We start from the raw sequence: 17,938 nt of genomic DNA, 5'->3' as shown, positions 1-17,938 counted from the left end.
GGTTGGGACAAGCGCACTGAACGCGCGCCACATCGCACGGATGGATAGACCTTGCTCTCTTGACGGGCGGGTGGCAATCGAAAGAAGCGGTGGTTTCGGTCACGATTACGAGAACGATTCAGTCACACGTCCGGTCAAGCCGGAGAATTTTCACCACGTAGTGTGACGAAGCCCAGGTAAATCCTGTGTTTCCGAACCAGGCGCTCCCCGGTTTCGGGTGATAGACCTAGCGGATGCACCTCAGCCCGCAGGAGCGCGACAAGCTGCTCATCCACGTGGCGGCCGACGTCGCGCGGAAGCGGCTGGACCGCGGTGTCCGGCTCAACTACCCCGAGGCGGTCGCGCTGATCACCGACCACGTCCTCGAAGGGGCCCGCGACGGCCGCACGGTCAGCGACCTGGTGGCCAGCGGCCGGACCGTGCTTTCGCGGGAGCAGGTGCTCGACGGCGTGCCGGAGATGGTCGACTCCGTGCAGGTCGAGGCCACCTTCCCGGACGGCACGAAGCTCGTCACCGTGCACGACCCGATCGTGTGAGGAGCAGCTGATGCGCCCTGGCGAGATCATTCCCGGCGACGAGCCGGTCGAGCTGAACCCCGGCCGCGCGCGCGTCCGGCTGCTGGTGCGGAACCTCGGCGACCGGCCGGTGCAGGTCGGCTCGCACTACCACTTCGCCGCGGTCAACCCCGGCCTCGAGTTCGACCGCGACGCCGCCCGCGGTCACCGGCTAGACGTGCCGGCCGGGACGTCGGTCCGCTTCGAACCCGGCGTCGAACGCGAAGTCGACCTCGTCCCGCTCGCCGGCGCCCGGCGCGTGCCGGGGCTCCGGTCCGAATTCGCCGGAGAGTTCTGAAATGCCGCAGATCGACCGCGAGCGCTACGCCGAGCTGTTCGGCCCGACCACCGGCGACCGGATCCGGCTCGCCGACACCGACCTGCTGATCGAGGTCACCGAAGACCGTTCGATGGGGCCCGGCGGCTCCGGCGACGAGGTGCTCTTCGGCGGCGGCAAGGTCATCCGCGAGTCCATGGGCCAGGGCACGGCGACCCGGGCCGAAGGCGCACCGGACCTGATCATCACCGGCGCGGTGATCCTCGACCACTGGGGCGTCGTCAAGGCCGACGTCGGCGTGCGCGACGGCCGGATCGCCGGCATCGGCAAGGCGGGCAACCCGGACACGATGGACGGCGTCGACCCGGCCCTGGTCATCGGGCCGTCCACCGAGGTGCTGTCCGGCAACGGCAAGATCCTCACCGCGGGCGGGATCGACTGCCACGTCCACTTCATCTGCCCGCAGCTCGTCGACACGGCGCTGGCCGCCGGACTGACCACTTTGGTCGGTGGCGGCACCGGGCCCAACGAGGGCACGAAGGCCACGACCGTCACGCCCGGCGCGTGGAACCTCGGCCGGATGCTGTCCGCCATGGACGGTTACCCGATCAACGTCCTGTTGCTGGGCAAGGGGAACACCGTCCGGCACGAGGCGTTGCGCGAGCAGCTGGCGGCGGGCGCGGGCGGGTTCAAGCTCCACGAGGACTGGGGTACGACGCCGGCGGCGATCGATGCCTGCCTGACCGTCGCGGACGAAGCCGGTGTACAGGTGGCGATCCACACCGACACGCTGAACGAAGCCGGGTTCCTGGAGTCCACTGTGGACGCGATCGGCGGGCGGTCGATCAACGCGTATCACACCGAAGGCGCCGGTGGCGGGCACGCGCCGGACATCATCCAGGTCGTCTCGCTGCCGAACGTGCTGCCGTCGTCGACCAACCCGACCCGGCCGCACACCGCCAATACCCTCGACGAGCACCTCGACATGCTGGTGGTCTGCCACCACCTCAACCCGTCGGTGCCCGAGGACCTCGCCTTCGCCGAGAGCCGGATCCGGCCGACGACGATCGCCGCCGAAGACGTCCTGCACGACCTGGGCGCGATCTCGATGATGAGCTCGGACTCGCAGGCGATGGGCCGGATCGGCGAGGTCGTCATCCGGACCTGGCAGACCGCGCACGTGATGAAACGCCGCCGCGGGGCGCTGCCCGGCGACGGCGCGGCGGACAACCTGCGCGCGCGTCGCTATGTCGCGAAATACACGATCAACCCGGCCATCGCGCACGGCATGGAGACCGAAATCGGCTCGGTCGAGGTCGGCAAGCTCGCGGACCTGGTGCTGTGGGAGCCGAAGTTCTTCGGTGTCCGCCCGCACGTGGTACTGAAGGGCGGCTTCCCGGCGTGGGCGGCGATGGGTGACGCCAACGCGTCCATCCCGACACCGCAGCCGGTGCTGGCCCGGCCGATGTTCGGTGCTTCGATCGGGGCGGCGTTGAGCCTGCACTTCGTCGCGCCGTCCGCTTTGGACAGTGGGCTGCGCGAGCGGTTCGGCATCACGCGGCCGCTGGTCGCCGTGTCGGACATGCGGGCGCGGACCAAGGCGGACATGGTGCTCAACGACACCACGCCGGACGTCCGCGTCGAGCCGGACAGCTTCGCGGTGCACGTCGACGGCGAGCTGATCGAACCGCAGCCGGTGACGGAACTGCCGATGGCGCAAAGGTACTTCCTGTTCTGATGGACCTTTCGGCACTGATCCTCGCGGACTCCCGGTTCCCCGGCGGCGGGCACGTCCACAGTGGCGGGCTGGAGGAGGTCGTCGCGCGGAAGCTGGTGACGTCCGTGCGGGATCTGCCGGGATTCCTTTCCGGACGGTTGCGGACGGCGGGGTTCCTGGCGGCGGTTTTCGCGGCTGCCTCAGCGCATGCGGCGGCCAACCGAGGCAATTGGTCGCGTTTGGACAGTGAACTGGACGCGCGCACGCCGTCACTCGCGCAGCGCGAAGCCTCCCGAGCGCAAGGCCGTGGAACCGCGCGGGCCGGGCGGATCGCGTGGCCTTCGCCGGTCTTGGAAGAGCTGCTGGCCGAGACGCCGCGGCCGCACCACCCGATCGTGCTGGGCGCACTGGTCGGCGTCGCGGGCGGGTCGCCGTACGACGCCGCGATGGCGGTCGCCTACCTGTCGGTGAGCGGCCCGGCGAGTGCCGCGGTCCGGCTGCTGGGGCTGGACCCGTTCGCCGTCAACGCCGTCGTGGCCCGGCTGGACCTCGCTTCCGTCTGCTCGGAAGCCGCGGCCGTGGCGGGCGACGACCCGGCGTCCCTGCCGTCGCCGGGGTCACCCGCGTTGGACCTGTTCGCCGAGGCGCACGCCCGGCACCACCAGGAAGAGGTGCGTCTCTTTGCCAGCTGAACACGGACACGGGCACGGGCACGTCCACCCGGTCAGCTTCGACCCGACGGCCAGCGAACCCGACCACTACGACGCCGCGCCCACCGCGGGCCGCGCGTATCGGATCGGCATCGGCGGCCCGGTCGGCTCCGGCAAGACGGCGCTGACCGCGGCACTCTGCCGCGCGCTCGGCGACGAGATCCGGCTCGCCGTGGTCACGAACGACATCTACACGACCGAGGACGCGGACTTCCTGCGCCGCGCGGGCGTCCTCGACCCGGAGCGGATCGAGGCGGTGCAGACCGGCGCGTGCCCGCACACGGCGATCCGCGACGACATCACCGCGAACCTCGACGCGGTCGAGCGGCTGGAGGAGAAGTTCCCCGGCCTCGACCTGGTGATCATCGAGAGCGGCGGCGACAACCTGACGGCGGTGTTCAGCCGCGGCCTGGCGGACAGCCAGATCTTCGTGGTCGACGTCGCGGGCGGCGACAAGGTCCCGCGCAAGGGCGGCCCCGGTGTCACGACGGCGGACCTGCTGGTGATCAACAAGATCGACATCGCCCACCTGGTCGGCGCGGACATGGACGTGATGACGTCGGACGCGCACCGGATGCGGGGCTCGCTGCCGGTGATCACCCAGTCCCTGGTGGACACCCCGGACGCGCCCGCGGTCGCCGACTGGGTCCGTTCCCTGCTGTGAAGGCCCACGCGCGGCTGACGGCGTGCTTCGACGGCTCGCGCACGGTGCTGCGGGAGCTGTGCTCGATGGCGCCGTTGACGTTGTTCCCGCGCCGGCGTTCGGGTGCGACGGCCGTGGTGCACCTGGTCAACTCGGCGACGTCACCGCTGGGCGGGGACGACTTGCTGCTCACCGTCCGGGTCGGGCCGGGTGCCTCCCTCCGGTTGTCGGGGGTGGCGGCCACGTTGGCCCTGCCGGGCCTGCACGGCGAGTCGTCGTTGTCCACTGTGGACGTAGTCGTGGAAGACGGTGGGTCGCTGGAGTACCTGCCGGAGCCGACGGTGATCACGGCGCGGGCCCGGCACAATGCGGTTTTCCGGGCCTCACTGGCTGCCGACGCCTACCTGCACACGCGGGAGGTGCTGGTGCTGGGGCGGGCCGGGGAGAAGCCGGGTTCGCTGGTGACCACGCTGGACGTCGTGCGGGCCGGAACCCCGGTGGTGCGTCAGACGCTTTCGGTGGGGGACGCGGGCTTGGACGGGAGCCTGGCGGTGCTGGCGGGGCGCCGGGTGCTCGCGACCGACCTGGAGGTCGGGGGCCCGGAACGGCCGGCGGCGTCGGGCGAGTGGTGGTCCCGCAGCCCCCTCGCTGCGGGCGGCACCCTCACCACTTCTCTCGCACCGGACGCGGTTGCTGCGCTGCGGCCGTTCTGAGCAGCCCCCGTTTTCCACGCTACCGGTGGGCACCGACAGTTTTCAGAACTTGGTGCCCAGCCAGGTCATCGCCACCGGGCCGCCGATCGACACGCCCCCGATGTGCTCCAGGAGCGGGAACTCCTGCCACGTCACCTGCGCGCCGCGGGACTTCCAGCGGTCGCGCAACGCCGTTCCGACGCTGAACGGGATCAGCTCGTCCAACGTCCCGTGGTACAGGTACACCGGCGGCTTCGGCGCCGTCGTGCCCAGGTAATTCTGCGCCAGGCGGGCCTGCCAGCGCGGGTCGTGGATCGGGTCCGGCACCGTCACGAAGTCCTGCAGGTGCGCGAACGGCGCCGCCGCGCCCAGCTCGATCGTGCACGCCTTCGAGACGCGCGCCACCGCCTCGCGGCCGCGGTCGTTCAGGATCGACGCGAACGGGACGTCCGGGTACGCCGCCGCGAAGCCCGTTGCCGCGCCCAGCACCAAGCCGAACGCCGCGCCGCCGTCGTTGGAGGCGAACACCGCGTTCAGGTCCGCCGGGACGCCGCCGGCCGCCACGCCGACCACGTTCAGCGAAGGCGCGTACGTCGCCTGGAGCTCCGCCGCCCACGCCGCAGCCTGGCCGCCCTGCGAGTACCCGAACACGCCCACCGGGCCGGACGGGGACAGCCCCGCGCCGGTCACCCGGGAAGCCGCCTTCGCCGCGTCGAGCACCGCGCGGCCTTCGGACTGCCCGACCGCGTACGTGTGCGTTCCCGGCGTGCCGAGTCCTTCGTAGTCGGTGACGACGACCGCCCAGCCCTGCGTCAACGCCTGCGCCAGCAACGCGCTCTCGTTCTCGATGCCGTGGGCCAGGAGGTTCGAAGGCGCGCACTGGTCGCCGAGGCCGTGCGTGCCGACCGCGTACGTGATCAGCGGCCGCGGGCCCCCGCGCAGCCACGGTGTCGGCGGCACCACCAGCGTGCCGGAGACGGCGTTCGGGGCGCCGGTCGCCGACGTCGAGCGGTACACGAGGTGCCAGGCTTTGACCGGCGCCGGGAACGGGCCGACGAACACCGTCGTCGGCTTCTGTTCCAGGAGGACGCCCGGTTCGGCGTGTGCCGTGGGGGCGGCTGTCACGAACAGGAGCGCGACGGCGACCAGTAACCGACGAAGCATCGTTGCCTCCGGCTGTTTGGTAATCGAGGTTTTCACAATTTAGCCAGCCCGGTAGGATCCGGCAATCCCTCAGAAGGAGGACACAACCGTTGGCTCGCACGTACGGCGGCGTCGCACCCGAACAACGTCGCGCCGACCGCCGCGAGCGGCTGCTCACGGCCGGTCTCGAGCTGTTCACCACCGCCGGCTTCCGGCAGACGAAGATCACCGAGATGTGCGCCCGCGCCGGCGTCTCGACGCGGAACTTCTACGAGGAGTTCACCGGCAAGGAGGACGTCCTGCGCACCCTCCACGACCGGATCAACAGCCTCGCGCTGGAGCACGTCACCGCCGCGCTCGACAAGGTCGCCGAGGCCGACGCCATGACCCGGATCGCCACGCTGCTCGACGTCTTCATCGACACGGTCACCGTGGACCCCCGGCTCCCGCGGCTCAACTACGTCGAAGCCGTCGGCGTCAGCGCGGAGCTGGAGGAGCAGCACCAGGTGTGGGTCGACCGCTGGGCGACCTTCATCGAGACGGAGGCGCGGCGCGCGGCCGAGCACGGCGTCGCCCCGAACCGCGACTACCGGCTGACGGCGATCGCCCTGGTCGGAGCGGCCACCGGGCTGCTGCGCGAGTGGCAGGCGCACGAGCCGCCGCTGCCGGTGGAGGACGTCGGCGCGGAGCTGCGCGCGCTGATGCTGGCCGCCATCATGCGGCCCGGAAAGATCTTGGAAATCCCGGGCAACCCCGGCGCGCCCTCCGGCGTGGAACAGTCGAGCCGGGAGGGGGACCCGGGGGGAGGCCGGCTCACGTGAGGGCCCTTTCCCGGCTGCGGACGCCGGGAAAGGGCCCTCACGGACACTACGGCGTCCGGATGGTCGGCAGGCCCAGAGTGACTGGGCCGGCCGTCCGGCACATGTCGTGACAGGTGTTGTCGAGCGTGCAGCAGAGCGAGCAGATCGGGCCGTCCTGTTTGGCGCAGTCGGCGACGTCCGGCAGCTCGTACGGGTCGCCGCAGACCGAGCAGGTGTGCGTCGCCCGCGGGTCGGCCTCCGTGGTCATGACCGTGTTCTCGCGCGCCAGGTAGTACTTGCCCTTCGTCGCGACGGCCAGCGTCGGCACCAGGACGATGGCGATGACCAGGGCGAGCAGCGGGCTGAACGCGGCCAGGAACTGCCCGAACGCGCCGAAGTAGGCCACGATCGACACCGCGGACGCGACGACCATCGAGCCGAACCCGACCGGGTTGATCTTGTGCAGGTAGGCCCGCTTGAACTCGATGTAGCGCGGGGACAGGCCCAGCGGCTTGGCGATCACCAGGTCGGCGCAGACGGCACCGATCCACGCGATGGCCACGTTCGAGTAGAAGCCGAGGATCTTGTTCAGGAAGCCGAACGCGCCGAACTCCATCAGCGCGAGCGCGATCCCGCAGTTGACCAGCACGTACCAGACCCGGCCGGGGTGCTTGTGCAGCACGCGGGAGAAGAAGTTCGCGAACGACAGCGAGCCGGAGTAGGCGTTGGTGGTGTTGATCTTGATCTGCGAGACGACGACGAACAGCGCGGCGAACGTCAGCGCGACCGGCCCGAGCGCGGGTTTGACCGCTTCGAGGTACGGCGCGATCGGCTCCAGCGCGTGCGTCTTCCCGACGACGCCGAGCGCGAGGAACGCCAGCAGCGCGCCGCCGATCTGCTTCGCGGCGCCGAGGATCACCCAGCCGGGGCCGGCGGCGAGCACCGCGGCCCACCACGACCGCTTGTTCTCCGCCGTTTTCTCGGGCATGAAGCGCAGGTAGTCGGCCTGTTCGCCGATCTGCCCGATCAGCGACAGCGCGACCCCCATCCCGAAGCCGAACCCGATCGCGGAGAACCCGGCGCCCGCGCCCTCGGTACCCCCGAAGTGGGTGAATTCGGCGAACTTGCCGGGCTCGCGGACCAGCACGACGACGAACGGCAGCACCAGGCCGGCGATCCACAGCGGCTGCGTCCAGGTCTGCATCTTCGCGACCGCGCCCATGCCGTAGAGGGCGAAGGGCAGCACGATGAGCGTCGCGAGGAGGTAGCCGATGGGCAGCGGGATGCCGAGGGCGAGCTCGAAGGCCTGGCCCATGATCGAGCCTTCGAGCGAGAAGAAGATGACGGTGAAGCTGGCGTAGACGAGCGACGTGAGCGTCGACCCGAAGTAGCCGAAGCCGGCTCCGCGGGTCAGCAGGTCCATGTCCACTCCGGACTTCGCGCAGGCGGCCGCGATGGGCACGCCGGTCACGAAGATGACGACGGCCGCGGCGAGGATCGCCAGGACGCCGGAGGTGAAGCCGTAGGAGAGGACGATGCTGGCGCCGATCGCGAAGTCGGCGAGGTAGGCGATGCCGCCCAGCGCCGTCGTCGCGACCACGAACGGCGACCATTTCCGGAACGAATGCGCGGCGAAGCGCAGTGAGTAGTCCTCGCGGTTTTCGTTCGCCGCGAGCGGGGCGTATCGGCGTTTCGGCGGGGTGCTCTTTTCCGTGCTGGACAGGGTCTCGGTCATGCCTGCCTCCGGGGGTGGTGGGGAACGGGCCGAAGGTAGGTGCGTCCTGTATCGATCCTGGTCCGGCAGGTAACGCACGGGTTACGGCTTGTTGTCCAGCGGTTACTTCGTGGTGGTGGCGGGTGTCACCGTTAGGTGGGTTCCGCTGCCGGTCGCGAGGCCCTAACGTGCCTAGAGCCGAAGTCGACTGATGCCCCGACCGGGCGTGGAGGTTTGGCGATGATGCCGGAAATCGAGGACCAGGTGGAAGACGCCGTAGTACGCCTTCCCGGAATGCGCGTGGCCTACGACGGCGCGGCGTTCGACGAAACCGCGCTCGCCGCCACCTGGACCGATCAGCTGCAGGGCTGGCTGAACCAGGCGGTCGCGGCGGGTATCGCGGAGCCGAACGCCATGGTCCTCGCGACGGCGGACGCCGAGGGGCGCCCCTCGTCCCGCACGGTCCTGTGCAAGGGCCTCGACGACCGCGGCGTGGTGTTCTACACGAACTACACGTCCTCGAAGAGCCACGACCTGACGGCGACCCGCTACGCGTCGGTGACGTTCCCTTGGTACGCGCTGCACCGCCAGGTCCACGTCCGCGGCGAGGTCGAGAAGGTCGGCGTCAAGGAGACGGCGGAGTACTGGGCCCAGCGTCCCCGCGGCTCCCAGCTGGGGGCATGGGCGTCCCCGCAGTCGCGGGTGGTGGACGGCCGAAGGGCGCTGGACAACGCGCTGCACGGAATCGAGCGGCGCTTCGCGGACGTGGAGAGGATCCCGGCACCCCCGCACTGGGGCGGCTGGCGGATCCGGCCCGACCTGGTGGAGTTCTGGCAGGGCCGCGAGGACCGGATGCACGACCGGCTGCGGTATGTGCGCAACGACGACGGGTGGCACATCGAGCGCGTGGCCCCCTGAGTCAGGTGGGCTGTCCACATGCCGGCCGGGGTGTGGACAGCCAGGCTGCGGCGGCGGCTTTTCGGGGTTTTTGCCGGTGGTCGCCGATAGGATGGACCTGGGGACGCCCCCCTGGGAGCGGCGGGGGAGTCGGTTGCTGCTGCGTGGTGGATGCGGGTCTGCCCGGGGTGCAGCTGGCCTGCGGGTGCGAGGTCGCTTCGCCTGGGGAGCGGCTTGGTGCCCACCACCCCGAAGCCGGGATTGTCACTACGGCCGGTGGTACCGCGTCAAGGCGGGAAAGCGTGCCTTGACCCGGCACCACCGGCCGTGTTCTGGCTTCGGATCGGGGTGGTGGGGAGGTCTGGGTGGGGTGCGAGTCCGGCGTCAGCGTTCCGTTTGGGCCGGTGAGGCGTGCGTTGGGCGTCGCCGGGCGACATAAATCACCTGCGTGGAGATAGTTAGCCCCGCTAAGCTGATGTGTTGTGACTGGTGAACCGGGGACCTTGCCGCCCCGCTCGGGCATCCGCAAGCTCCTCGGCCGCATCATCGTCGACACCCGGCCGCTCAAGATTCCCGCCTTCCGGCGGCTTTGGCTGTCCACTGTGGTCACCGCCGTCGGGACTCAGCTCACCGCCGTGGCGGTGCCCAAGCAGGTCTTCGACCTCACCGGGTCCTCCGCCTACGTCGGCCTGACCGGCCTGGTCGCCCTCCTGCCGCTGTTGATCTTCGGGCTCTGGGGCGGCGCCGTCGCCGATGCCGTCGATCGGCGCAAACTGCTCTTCGTCACCAACGTCGGCGTCGCCATCACCTCCGCCCTTCTCTGGCTGCAGGCCTTCGCGAACTTCGGCTCCGTGTGGCTCGTTCTCGGCCTTCTCGCCGTCAACCAGGCCTTCTTCGCGATCAACATGCCGACCCGCGGCGCCGTCGTCGCGCGGCTCGTGCCCGCCGAACTGCTGCCGTCGGCCAACGCGCTCAACACCACGATGTCCACCTTCGGCGCCGTCTTCGGGCCGCTGCTCGCCGGGGCGCTGATCCCCGTCCTCGGCCTCTCCACCCTCTACCTGATCGACGTCGTCGCCCTCACCATCACCCTCTTCGCCGTCTGGCGGCTGCCGGCGATCCCGCCGCTCAACGGCCCTTCGCGCCGCGCCGGGGTCCGGGACGTCGTCGACGGCTTCAGGTACCTCGCCGGGCAGAAGATCCTGCTGGCCTCCTTCGTCGCCGACATCATCGCCATGGTCTTCGGCATGCCGCGAGCGCTGATCCCGGAGATGGCCGAACGCACCTTCGGCGACCCACCCGGCGGCGGCCCCGCGCTCGGCTGGCTCTACGCCGCCCTGCCGCTGGGCGCGATGCTGATCGGGCTGTTCTCCGGCTGGCTGACGCGCATCCACCGCCAAGGCGTCGCGGTCGTCGTGTCGATCTGCGCGTGGGGTGCCGCGGTGGCGGGGTTCGGGCTCGCGCACTCGCTCTGGCTCGCCGTCGTCTTCATGGCGCTGGCCGGCGCCGCGGACATGGTCAGCGCCGTCTACCGGATGGCGATCCTGCAGGTCGCGACCACCGACGAGATGCGCGGCCGGCTCCAGGGCGTCTTCACGGTCGTCGTCGCCGGCGGGCCGCGGATCGCCGACCTCACCCACGGCTGGGGCGCGGCCGCGTTCGGCACCACGACCGCGGCGACCGGCGGCGGGCTGCTGGTCATCGTGCTCGTCTGCGCGTCGATGTTCCTGCTCCCGGCCTTCTGGCGATACCGGGCACCGACGGCATAGGTAGGGTGCGAACATGCGTACCCTAGTTGTCGCTTTTGTCGCTTTGGCTGCCACGTTGACCGCCTGCTCGTCCGGCGACGAGCCGTCGAAGACGCCCTCGTCGTCCGCCGCCCCGAAGCCGGCGCCGAGCACGAACGCCGCCGCGGCGGCGCTCGACCCGTGCAAGCTGCTGCCCGCCGAGGCCGTCTCGAAGGCGCTGTTCCTCGACAACCTCAAGGCGGTGCCGGGCCCGGTCCGGGACAACGCGGCCAACGGCGGCAAAGCGCGCAGCTGCGAGTACCAGAACGGCGGCAAGGCCGCGGGCGCGCTCGCGGTGACCCGCTACGAGGGCAAAACGGGCAAGCCCGCCGAGATGCTCGCGGCCATCAAGAAGGCGAAGCCGGGCGCGCAGGACGTCCCGGGCTTCCCGGACGGCGCCGTCTACTACGTCGACGGCCAGCAGGCCGCCACCCTCGTCTCCGGCGAGCTGGTCGGGGGCACGCCGGTGCTGGTCAACTACACCGGCCCGGCGAAGATGACGCCGGAGCAGCTCGCCCCGCTCGTCAAGCAGGCCCTGGCCGCCGGCTGATCACGCCCGGCCGACGAGCTGCCTTGGCCGGCCGCGACGTGTCCCGGCCGGGCAGCGGCAGGACTGTGCTGACCGCCCGGGCGGCGCGGCGTCGCGGTCGCGGCGGGGTGCGGGGCCGGATCGCTCCCGCACGCCGCCGTCAACACGGCCACGGTTCCCGAACTCACCGGCGCAGGGCGGCCAGCTCGATCGGGCTGTGGGCCGAGAACACCGTGACCTCGTCCTGGTGGGTTCGCGCCAGCTCGTGCAGCCTCGCCAGGTTCTCCAACCGAGGACCGCGCAAGGTTTGGACGATCGTCTGGAACGCCGTCAACCCCGGTGGGCAGTGCGGGGCCACCGGGTCGAGCTGGCCGTGGAAGAAGTACGCGTCGCCCGCGTGCAGGAGCCAGCCGGTGCCCGTGGCGACCGCCACGCCCGTGTGGCCGCGCGTGTGGCCCGTCAGCGGGACCAGGAGGATCTCCTCCGGCAGGCCCTTCAGCGACCGGACCGCCTCGAAGCCGAACCAGGGCTCGCCCGTCTCGTCGTAGGTGCTCCACAGCGGGCGGTGCGCGAACTGCGCCGCGCGGTACCGGTTCTTCTCCGCCGCGTTCGCCGGGGCCGTCGCCGCGCGGTGCTCCTCGGACCGGACGTGGACGACCGCGTTGGGGAAGTCCGCCAGCCCGCCCGCGTGGTCGACGTCGAGGTGGGTCATCACGATGTGGCGGACGTCGGCCGGGTCGAGGCCGAGGGCCTTGATCTGCGCGACCGCCGTCTCGGCGGCCGCCGGCTTCGCGCCGACCATCGCCAGGAACGGGCGGCCCAGCCACTCGCCCGGACGCGCCACGGCCTGGCTGCCGAAGCCGGTGTCGACCAGGACCAGGCCGTCGCCGGTTTCGATGAGCAGGCAGTGGGCGACCAGCTCCGCCCGCCGCAGCAGGCCGGGCTCGCCGTCGAGCAGCTTGCCACCCGCCGGGCGCATCGTTCCGCAGTTCAGGTGGTGCACCTTCATACGCTGCTCCTGGTGCTCAGCCGGAGGAAATCGGTCTCGTCGTGCGCGGCGAAGACGCTCACCTCGTCGCCGTGCTCCTGAACAAGCTGGCGCAGGCGGCGGTGATTGTCCAGCCGGGCGCCCCGCACCGTCTCCATGTGGCCTTCGAACCACTTCAGCCCCGGCGGGCAGTGCGGGTCGGCGGCGACCTGGCCGTGGAAGAAGTACGAGTCGCCCGCGTTGAGCAGCCAGCCGTGCCCGGTGTCGACGGCGACCCCGGCGTGCCCGCGCGTGTGCCCGGACAGCGGGACCAGCAGGATCTCCGGCGGCAGGCCGTCGAGCTGGCGGACGGCGCCGAAACCGAACCACGGCTCGCCGGTGTCCGCATAGGACGTCCACTGTGGACCGTGAGCGAACTGGATCCGGCGGTACCGGCCGCGTTCGTCGGCGCGCGGGTCGGTGAACGCCCGCAGCTCCTCGGCGTAGACGTGCACGCGCGCCCACGGGAAGTCGATGAGCCCGCCCGCGTGGTCGAGGTCGAGGTGGGTCAGGACGATGTCGCGGACGTCCGCCGGGTCGAAGCCGAGCGCGCGGACCTGCGCGATCGCCGTCTGCGCGGGGTCGGCGACCGGGTTGGACTGGCGGACGAAACCTGCGCCCAGCCAGGCGTCCCGGTCTACGGCGGCCGGCGTGCCCATGCCGGTCTCGACGAGCACGAGGCCCGTGTCCGTCTCCAGCAGCAGGCAGTGGCAGACCATGGTGGCCCGCCGCAGCAGGCCCGGCCGTCCGTCGATCAGCCGGCCGCCGAGCGGGCGCAGGGTGCCGCAGTTCAGGTGGTGGACACGCATCAGGAGACCTCCCGGTCGAGGGTCGTGTGCAGGTGGGCGGCGACGGCGCGCAGCGGCGCGAGGTCGCGGCGGGTGCGGGCCAGCAGCAGGCCGCCTTCGATCGCGGCGAGCACGATGGTGGCGAGCTCGTCGGCCCGCTCGGCGGAAAGGCTCTGCGCGGCAAGGTATCCGCTGAGGATGCCGTGCCAAGACTCGTAGCCGTCCGTGCAGGCTTCCCGGATGGGTTCGCTCGTCGCGGCGGCGTCGAGGGCGACTGTCGCAAGTGGACAGCCACGCTGGAAGTCCGATTCGGTGAGGAAGCTCGCGAGCGCCTCGACCGCGCGGTCGATCCCGGTCGCCGGATCGGGGGCGTCGTTCAGGACGGCTTCGAGGAGAGCGCCGGTGCGGTTGCTCGACAGCCGGACGGCTTCGGCGGCGAGCTGTTCCTTGCCGCCGGGGAAGTGGAAGTAGAGCGACCCCTTCGGCGCGCCGCCGGCCGTCGTCAGCTGGGTGAGGCCGGTGGCGTGGTAGCCCTGCGTCTGGAACAGGTCGGCGGCGGTGTCGAGCATCCGCTGCCGCGTGTCGGTGCGGCGAACCATGACCGAACCGTAGCGCAAACTATGACGACCGGTCTAGTGATTTCGCGGATCGGTAAGGTCGTGCGCATGGGCAACCCGACCGGTCAGCAGTTCGAGATCACCCGCGGCAACGCCCGCGCCGTCGTCACCGAAATCGGTGCCGGGCTGCGCGCGTTCGAAGTCGCCGGCGTGCCGTACGTCGAGGAGTTCCCCGAAGACGCGAAGCCGCCGATGGGCGCCGGGCAGGTGCTGCTGCCCTGGCCGAACCGCACCAAGGGCGGCCGGTGGACGTTCCAGGGGGAGACCCAGCAGCTCGAGGTCACCGAGGAGGCGCGCGGCAACGCCATCCACGGCCTGACCCGTCACCTCGAGTGGGAGCTGCTGGAGCACGCCGAGTCGTCGGTCACCCTGGCCGTCGACGTCGAGGTGCAGCCCGGCTGGCCGGTGCCCCTGCGCGCGACCGTGACCTACGAGGTCGCGCCGCGCGAACTGACCGTCACCCACGAGATCCGCAACGAAGGCGAGCAGCCGATCGGCGTCGGCGTCGGCACGCACCCGTACTTCCGGATCGGCGACGTCCCGACCGACGAGCTGACGCTGACGCTCCCGGCGAGCCGCGTCCGGCCGTCGCTACCCGAAGAGCAGATGCCGTACGCCGAAGAGCAGGACGTCGAAGGCACGGAGTACGACTTCCGCGCCGGCCGCGTGCTGGCCGGCGTCAACCTCGACACGGCGTTCGGCGGCCTGGTGCCGGCCGAGGACGGCCGGCACCACATCGTCCTGAGCCACGACGGCACCCAACTGCTCGTCTGGACCGGCCCCGACTTCCGCTGGGCCCAGGTGTTCACCCCGGACGACCTGATCGGCCGCGGCCGCGCGGTCGCGATCGAGCCGATGACCTGCCCGGCCGACGCGCTCAACACGGGCACCGACCTGATCGAGCTGGAGCCCTCGGCGTCGTGGACGGGCAGCTGGGGCATCCGGGTCCCGTGACGCCGCTTCGCCTGGGCGTCGCCGACGCGGGCGAAGTCCTGACGCTGCAACGGGCCGCGTACGTCACCGAGGCCCGGGCGCACGGAGACCTGGACCTGCCGCCGCTGCTGGAGACCCTGGAGGAGACCAGGACGGCCCTTGCCGGTTTGTCCTGGGGGCTGCGCGAGTCGGGGCGCCTGGTGGCGTCGGTGCGGCTGACGGTGACCGGGCCGGTCGCGGTGATCGGCCGCCTGGTCGTGGCGCCGGACCGGCAGGGGTTCGGGCTGGGTGGGTCGCTGCTGCGGTTCGCAGAATCGGCGGCGCCCGCGGAGGTGACGCTGTTCCGGCTCTTCACGGGCTCGAAAAGCGTCGGACCGTTGCATCTTTACGCCAGGCACGGGTACCGGGAGACGCATCGGACGCCCGAGAACAACCACGAGCTGGTGCACCTGGAGAAGACCAGGATCACCTAGCTGCGTCGTAAACTTAGTACCGGCGTAATTTTACCCAGGTTCACGCTGAAGAGTGTAAGCGTAAACTTACTACCAGGGTATGATTACGTCATGGCTATCGAGACCACCGGGCTACGCGAGACGAAGAAGCAGGAGACCCGGCAGCTCATCTCCGAACATGCCACCAGGCTATTCATCGCCCGGGGGTACGAACGGACGACCATCGTCGAGATCGCCGACGCCGCCCGCGTCGCCAAGAAGACCGTCACCAACTACTTCGCGCGCAAGGAAGACCTGGCCCTGGGCGACCAGGAGGAGTTCGTCGGCTCCCTGGCCGAGGCCGTGGCCACGCGCTCGCCGGGCGAATCAGTGCCGGCCGCGCTGCGCCGCACGTTCGCCGACGCCGTCGCCACCCGCAATCCGGTCGTTGGCTTCTCCCGGCCGGAACTCGCCCGCGTGATCGCCGACAGCCCGACCCTGACCACGTGCCTGCGTGGCCTTCACGACCAGCGCGAACAGCGACTGGCCCAGGCGCTGGCCGAGGCCGCTCGGGTCCAGCCGGACGACGTCGCCGTCGAGACTGCCGCCGGGTTGCTGAGCGCCGTTCATCGCGTGCTGTTCGAGCGCGTCCGGGCGCTCACCCTCGCCGGGCACTCCGACGACCGGATCGCCGACACCATCGGCGCCGAGGCGGTCCGGGCCTTCGAGCTGCTGGAGACCGGCCTGGCCGGCTGGCCCTACACCCGCGTGCAGGCGCCGGGGTGAGTTCGTTAGCGTGGCGAACTATGGCGAAGGCAATTGTCGGGGGCTATGTCGTCCCCATCGACGGTGATCCCATCGAAGGCGGCACGGTCCTGATCGACGGCGGCAGGATCGTCGCGGTCGGCACCGAGGCCGACGTCGACATCCCGGAGGACGCCGAACTGGTCGACGCGGCCGGCACCTGGGTGCTGCCCGGCTTCATCGACGCCCACGCCCACCTCGGCGTCCACGAGGACGGCGAAGGCTGGGCCGGCAACGACACCAACGAGATGACCGACCCGAACGGCGCCCGGTTCCGCGCCGTCGACGGCATCGACCCCTACGAGCCCGGTTTCGACGACGCACTGGCCGGCGGCGTGACGAGCGTTGTCATCAAGCCCGGGTCCGGCAACCCGATCGGCGGCCAGACGATCGGCGTCAAGACCTGGGGCCGCAGCGTCCTGGACATGACGTTCGCCGAGCACGTCAGCGTGAAGAGCGCGCTCGGCGAAAACCCGAAGCGCGTGTACGGCGACAAGAAGCAGACGCCGTCGACGCGGCTGGGTGTCGCGGCGATCCTGCGCGAGGCGTTCACCAAGGCCCGCAACTACCAGGCGAAGCGCGCGCACGCCGAGTCCGAGGGCAAGCCGCACGAGGTGGACCTGACCCTGGAGACGCTGTCGAAGGTCCTCGACGGCGAGCTGTATTGGGACCAGCACGTCCACCGCGCGGACGACATCGTGACGGCGATCCGGCTGGCCGACGAGTTCGGCTACAAGCTGGTCATCAACCACGGGACCGAAGGCCACCTGATCGCGGACCTGCTGGCCGCGCGCGAGGTGCCGGTGATCCTGGGGCCGCTGTTCACCACGAAGTCCAAGGTCGAGCTGCGCAACCGCACCCTGCGCTCGGCCGGCATCCTGGCGCGGGCCGGCGTGCGGATCGCGATCACGACGGACCACCCGGTGATCCCGATCAACTTCCTGGTCTACCAGGCGGCCCTCGCGGTGAAGGACGGCCTCGACCCGGCGACGGCGCTGCGTGCGCTGACCGTCAACCCGGCGTCGATGCTGGGGCTGGACGGCCAGATCGGCTCCCTCGCGCCGGGCCTGGACGCGGACGTGGTGCTGTGGAGCGGCGACCCGCTGGACGTGATGAACCGCGCGCTGCGCGTGTTCATCCGCGGCGACGAGGTGTACCACTTCGACGAGTCACTGGGTGAGGGCGTGTCGAAGGACCGCCGCTACCGGGAGACGCGCTGAGTTTCGGGTGGCACGCCGGTGACCGGGCGGTACCGGCGTGCTGCCCGATCAGCCGAGGAGTGCGGTCAGGTCCAGCTTGACCGGGAACGGGACCTCGGTGGCGAAGGTCCCGGTGACCGCGGCGGCGTCCATATAGCCGAATTCGCCGGCTTGGTGACACGCGACCAGCGAGATGGGCTCACTCATGTCGATGATCCAGTAGTGCGGGATTCCCGCATCGGCGTACTCGTCGTGCTTCACGTGGTAGTCGGTGCGCTCCGAACCCGGGGACACGATCTCGATGACGACGGCCACGTCCTCCGCTCGGAGCATGGCACTGTCCTGCCGCACGCGGGCAATGGCCGCTCTCTCGACGATGAGCAGGTCCGGGCGCCGGGAAAAACCAGGTTTGCCCGGAGGCGCCAAGCCGAGGTTCACATCGGTTTCGGGCAGAACACGCAGGTGGCTGGGCACCTGCGGGGCGAGTTGCTGCCCGAGTTCGAACACTGCGATGTTGTGATCTGCGACGAGGCTGGGGGACATCAGGACGCGGCCTTCCACGAGTTCGGTGAAACCTGTGTCGGTTTCACCGAGCGCCGCGTACTCCTCGATCGTCAGCAGGTGATCCGGGATCTCCCACCGTCGATCAGCGCCCGGCTTGGGAAGTGCAATCACA

The 17,938-nt window shown here is 70.7% G+C and carries 20 protein-coding genes; 14 read left to right on the top strand and 6 right to left on the bottom strand.

What is annotated here, in order from left to right; genetic code table 11:
* The first annotated feature begins 233 nt into the window (after positions 1-233).
* From H5965_RS07750 to H5965_RS07725, 6 genes are read left to right on the top strand one after another with little or no spacing between them, the layout of a single operon-like run.
* Entirely contained in the window at positions 234-536 is a 303-nt protein-coding gene (locus H5965_RS07750; RefSeq protein WP_310968667.1) for an urease subunit gamma, read from the top strand.
* Positions 537-546: 10 nt separating this feature from the next.
* A complete protein-coding gene (locus H5965_RS07745) occupies positions 547-852 on the top strand; it encodes an urease subunit beta (RefSeq protein WP_086844441.1) in 306 nt (101 codons plus the stop codon).
* Between the two features lies 1 nt (position 853).
* On the top strand, positions 854-2,569 hold the full coding sequence (locus H5965_RS07740) for an urease subunit alpha (RefSeq protein WP_310968666.1): 1,716 nt from the start codon (positions 854-856) through the stop codon (positions 2,567-2,569).
* Positions 2,569-3,240: an urease accessory UreF family protein gene (locus H5965_RS07735; protein WP_310968665.1), complete on the top strand. Its 672-nt coding sequence runs from the start codon at positions 2,569-2,571 to the stop codon at positions 3,238-3,240. Before H5965_RS07740 ends, H5965_RS07735 begins: the two co-directional genes overlap by 1 nt.
* Positions 3,230-3,922 carry an urease accessory protein UreG gene (gene ureG, locus H5965_RS07730; protein WP_310968664.1) on the top strand — a complete coding sequence of 231 codons (693 nt, stop codon included), beginning with the start codon at positions 3,230-3,232 and terminating at the stop codon, positions 3,920-3,922. The genes H5965_RS07735 and ureG overlap by 11 nt, the downstream gene beginning before the upstream one ends.
* Entirely contained in the window at positions 3,919-4,614 is a 696-nt protein-coding gene (locus tag H5965_RS07725; protein WP_310968663.1) for an urease accessory protein UreD, read from the top strand. The genes ureG and H5965_RS07725 overlap by 4 nt, the downstream gene beginning before the upstream one ends.
* 42 nt (positions 4,615-4,656) lie before the next feature.
* Here the strand turns inward: H5965_RS07725 and H5965_RS07720 are convergent, their stop codons facing one another.
* On the bottom strand, positions 4,657-5,757 hold the full coding sequence (locus H5965_RS07720) for a lipase family protein (RefSeq protein WP_310968662.1): 1,101 nt from the start codon (positions 5,755-5,757) through the stop codon (positions 4,657-4,659).
* An 89-nt stretch (positions 5,758-5,846) separates the two neighbouring features.
* Between H5965_RS07720 and H5965_RS07715 the strand changes: the two genes are divergently transcribed.
* Positions 5,847-6,557: a TetR/AcrR family transcriptional regulator gene (locus H5965_RS07715; protein ID WP_310968661.1), complete on the top strand. Its 711-nt coding sequence runs from the start codon at positions 5,847-5,849 to the stop codon at positions 6,555-6,557.
* A 46-nt stretch (positions 6,558-6,603) separates the two neighbouring features.
* On the opposite strand, the gene H5965_RS07710 is transcribed toward H5965_RS07715, so the two are convergent.
* Positions 6,604-8,271 (bottom strand): hypothetical protein, encoded by a 1,668-nt coding sequence (locus H5965_RS07710; protein ID WP_310968660.1) that lies wholly within the window; start codon positions 8,269-8,271, stop codon positions 6,604-6,606.
* Between the two features lie 219 nt (positions 8,272-8,490).
* Here H5965_RS07710 and pdxH point away from each other — a divergent pair, with 219 nt between their 5' ends.
* The 3 genes from pdxH (at position 8,491) to H5965_RS07695 (ending at position 11,484) form a co-directional block, all read left to right on the top strand.
* Positions 8,491-9,168, top strand: a complete 678-nt coding sequence (gene pdxH, locus H5965_RS07705) for a pyridoxamine 5'-phosphate oxidase (protein ID WP_310968659.1) — start codon at positions 8,491-8,493, stop codon at positions 9,166-9,168.
* Between the two features lie 482 nt (positions 9,169-9,650).
* Positions 9,651-10,916 (top strand): MFS transporter, encoded by a 1,266-nt coding sequence (locus H5965_RS07700; RefSeq protein ID WP_396136886.1) that lies wholly within the window; start codon positions 9,651-9,653, stop codon positions 10,914-10,916.
* Between the two features lie 13 nt (positions 10,917-10,929).
* Positions 10,930-11,484 carry a DUF3558 family protein gene (locus tag H5965_RS07695; protein WP_310968657.1) on the top strand — a complete coding sequence of 185 codons (555 nt, stop codon included), beginning with the start codon at positions 10,930-10,932 and terminating at the stop codon, positions 11,482-11,484.
* A gap of 163 nt (positions 11,485-11,647) precedes the next feature.
* Here H5965_RS07695 and H5965_RS07690 read toward each other — a convergent pair whose 3' ends face one another.
* From H5965_RS07690 to H5965_RS07680, 3 genes are read right to left on the bottom strand one after another with little or no spacing between them, the layout of a single operon-like run.
* Complete coding sequence (locus H5965_RS07690; protein ID WP_310968656.1) at positions 11,648-12,472, bottom strand: MBL fold metallo-hydrolase; 825 nt, start codon at positions 12,470-12,472, stop codon at positions 11,648-11,650.
* A complete protein-coding gene (locus H5965_RS07685; protein WP_310968655.1) occupies positions 12,469-13,299 on the bottom strand; it encodes an MBL fold metallo-hydrolase in 831 nt (276 codons plus the stop codon). Before H5965_RS07685 ends, H5965_RS07690 begins: the two co-directional genes overlap by 4 nt.
* Positions 13,299-13,877: a TetR/AcrR family transcriptional regulator gene (locus tag H5965_RS07680; protein WP_310968654.1), complete on the bottom strand. Its 579-nt coding sequence runs from the start codon at positions 13,875-13,877 to the stop codon at positions 13,299-13,301. The genes H5965_RS07685 and H5965_RS07680 overlap by 1 nt, the downstream gene beginning before the upstream one ends.
* Before the next feature lie 66 nt (positions 13,878-13,943).
* Here H5965_RS07680 and H5965_RS07675 point away from each other — a divergent pair, with 66 nt between their 5' ends.
* From H5965_RS07675 to H5965_RS07660, 4 genes are all read left to right on the top strand, one after another.
* On the top strand, positions 13,944-14,849 hold the full coding sequence (locus H5965_RS07675) for an aldose 1-epimerase family protein (protein WP_310968653.1): 906 nt from the start codon (positions 13,944-13,946) through the stop codon (positions 14,847-14,849).
* Complete coding sequence (locus tag H5965_RS07670; protein ID WP_310968652.1) at positions 14,816-15,301, top strand: GNAT family N-acetyltransferase; 486 nt, start codon at positions 14,816-14,818, stop codon at positions 15,299-15,301. The genes H5965_RS07675 and H5965_RS07670 overlap by 34 nt, the downstream gene beginning before the upstream one ends.
* A 90-nt stretch (positions 15,302-15,391) precedes the next feature.
* A complete protein-coding gene (locus H5965_RS07665; protein WP_310968651.1) occupies positions 15,392-16,045 on the top strand; it encodes a TetR/AcrR family transcriptional regulator in 654 nt (217 codons plus the stop codon).
* 20 nt (positions 16,046-16,065) lie between these two features.
* Positions 16,066-17,283: an amidohydrolase gene (locus H5965_RS07660; RefSeq protein ID WP_310968650.1), complete on the top strand. Its 1,218-nt coding sequence runs from the start codon at positions 16,066-16,068 to the stop codon at positions 17,281-17,283.
* Between the two features lie 48 nt (positions 17,284-17,331).
* On the opposite strand, the gene H5965_RS07655 is transcribed toward H5965_RS07660, so the two are convergent.
* Positions 17,332-17,937 (bottom strand): Uma2 family endonuclease, encoded by a 606-nt coding sequence (locus tag H5965_RS07655; protein ID WP_310968649.1) that lies wholly within the window; start codon positions 17,935-17,937, stop codon positions 17,332-17,334.
* Position 17,938: the final 1 nt, after the last annotated feature.

This window comes from Amycolatopsis sp. 505, assembly GCF_031625235.1.
Lineage (GTDB): Bacteria > Actinomycetota > Actinomycetes > Mycobacteriales > Pseudonocardiaceae > Amycolatopsis.
The sequence above is the reverse complement of the archived record's forward strand: the minus strand, read 5'-3'. Positions and strand labels throughout refer to the sequence as shown.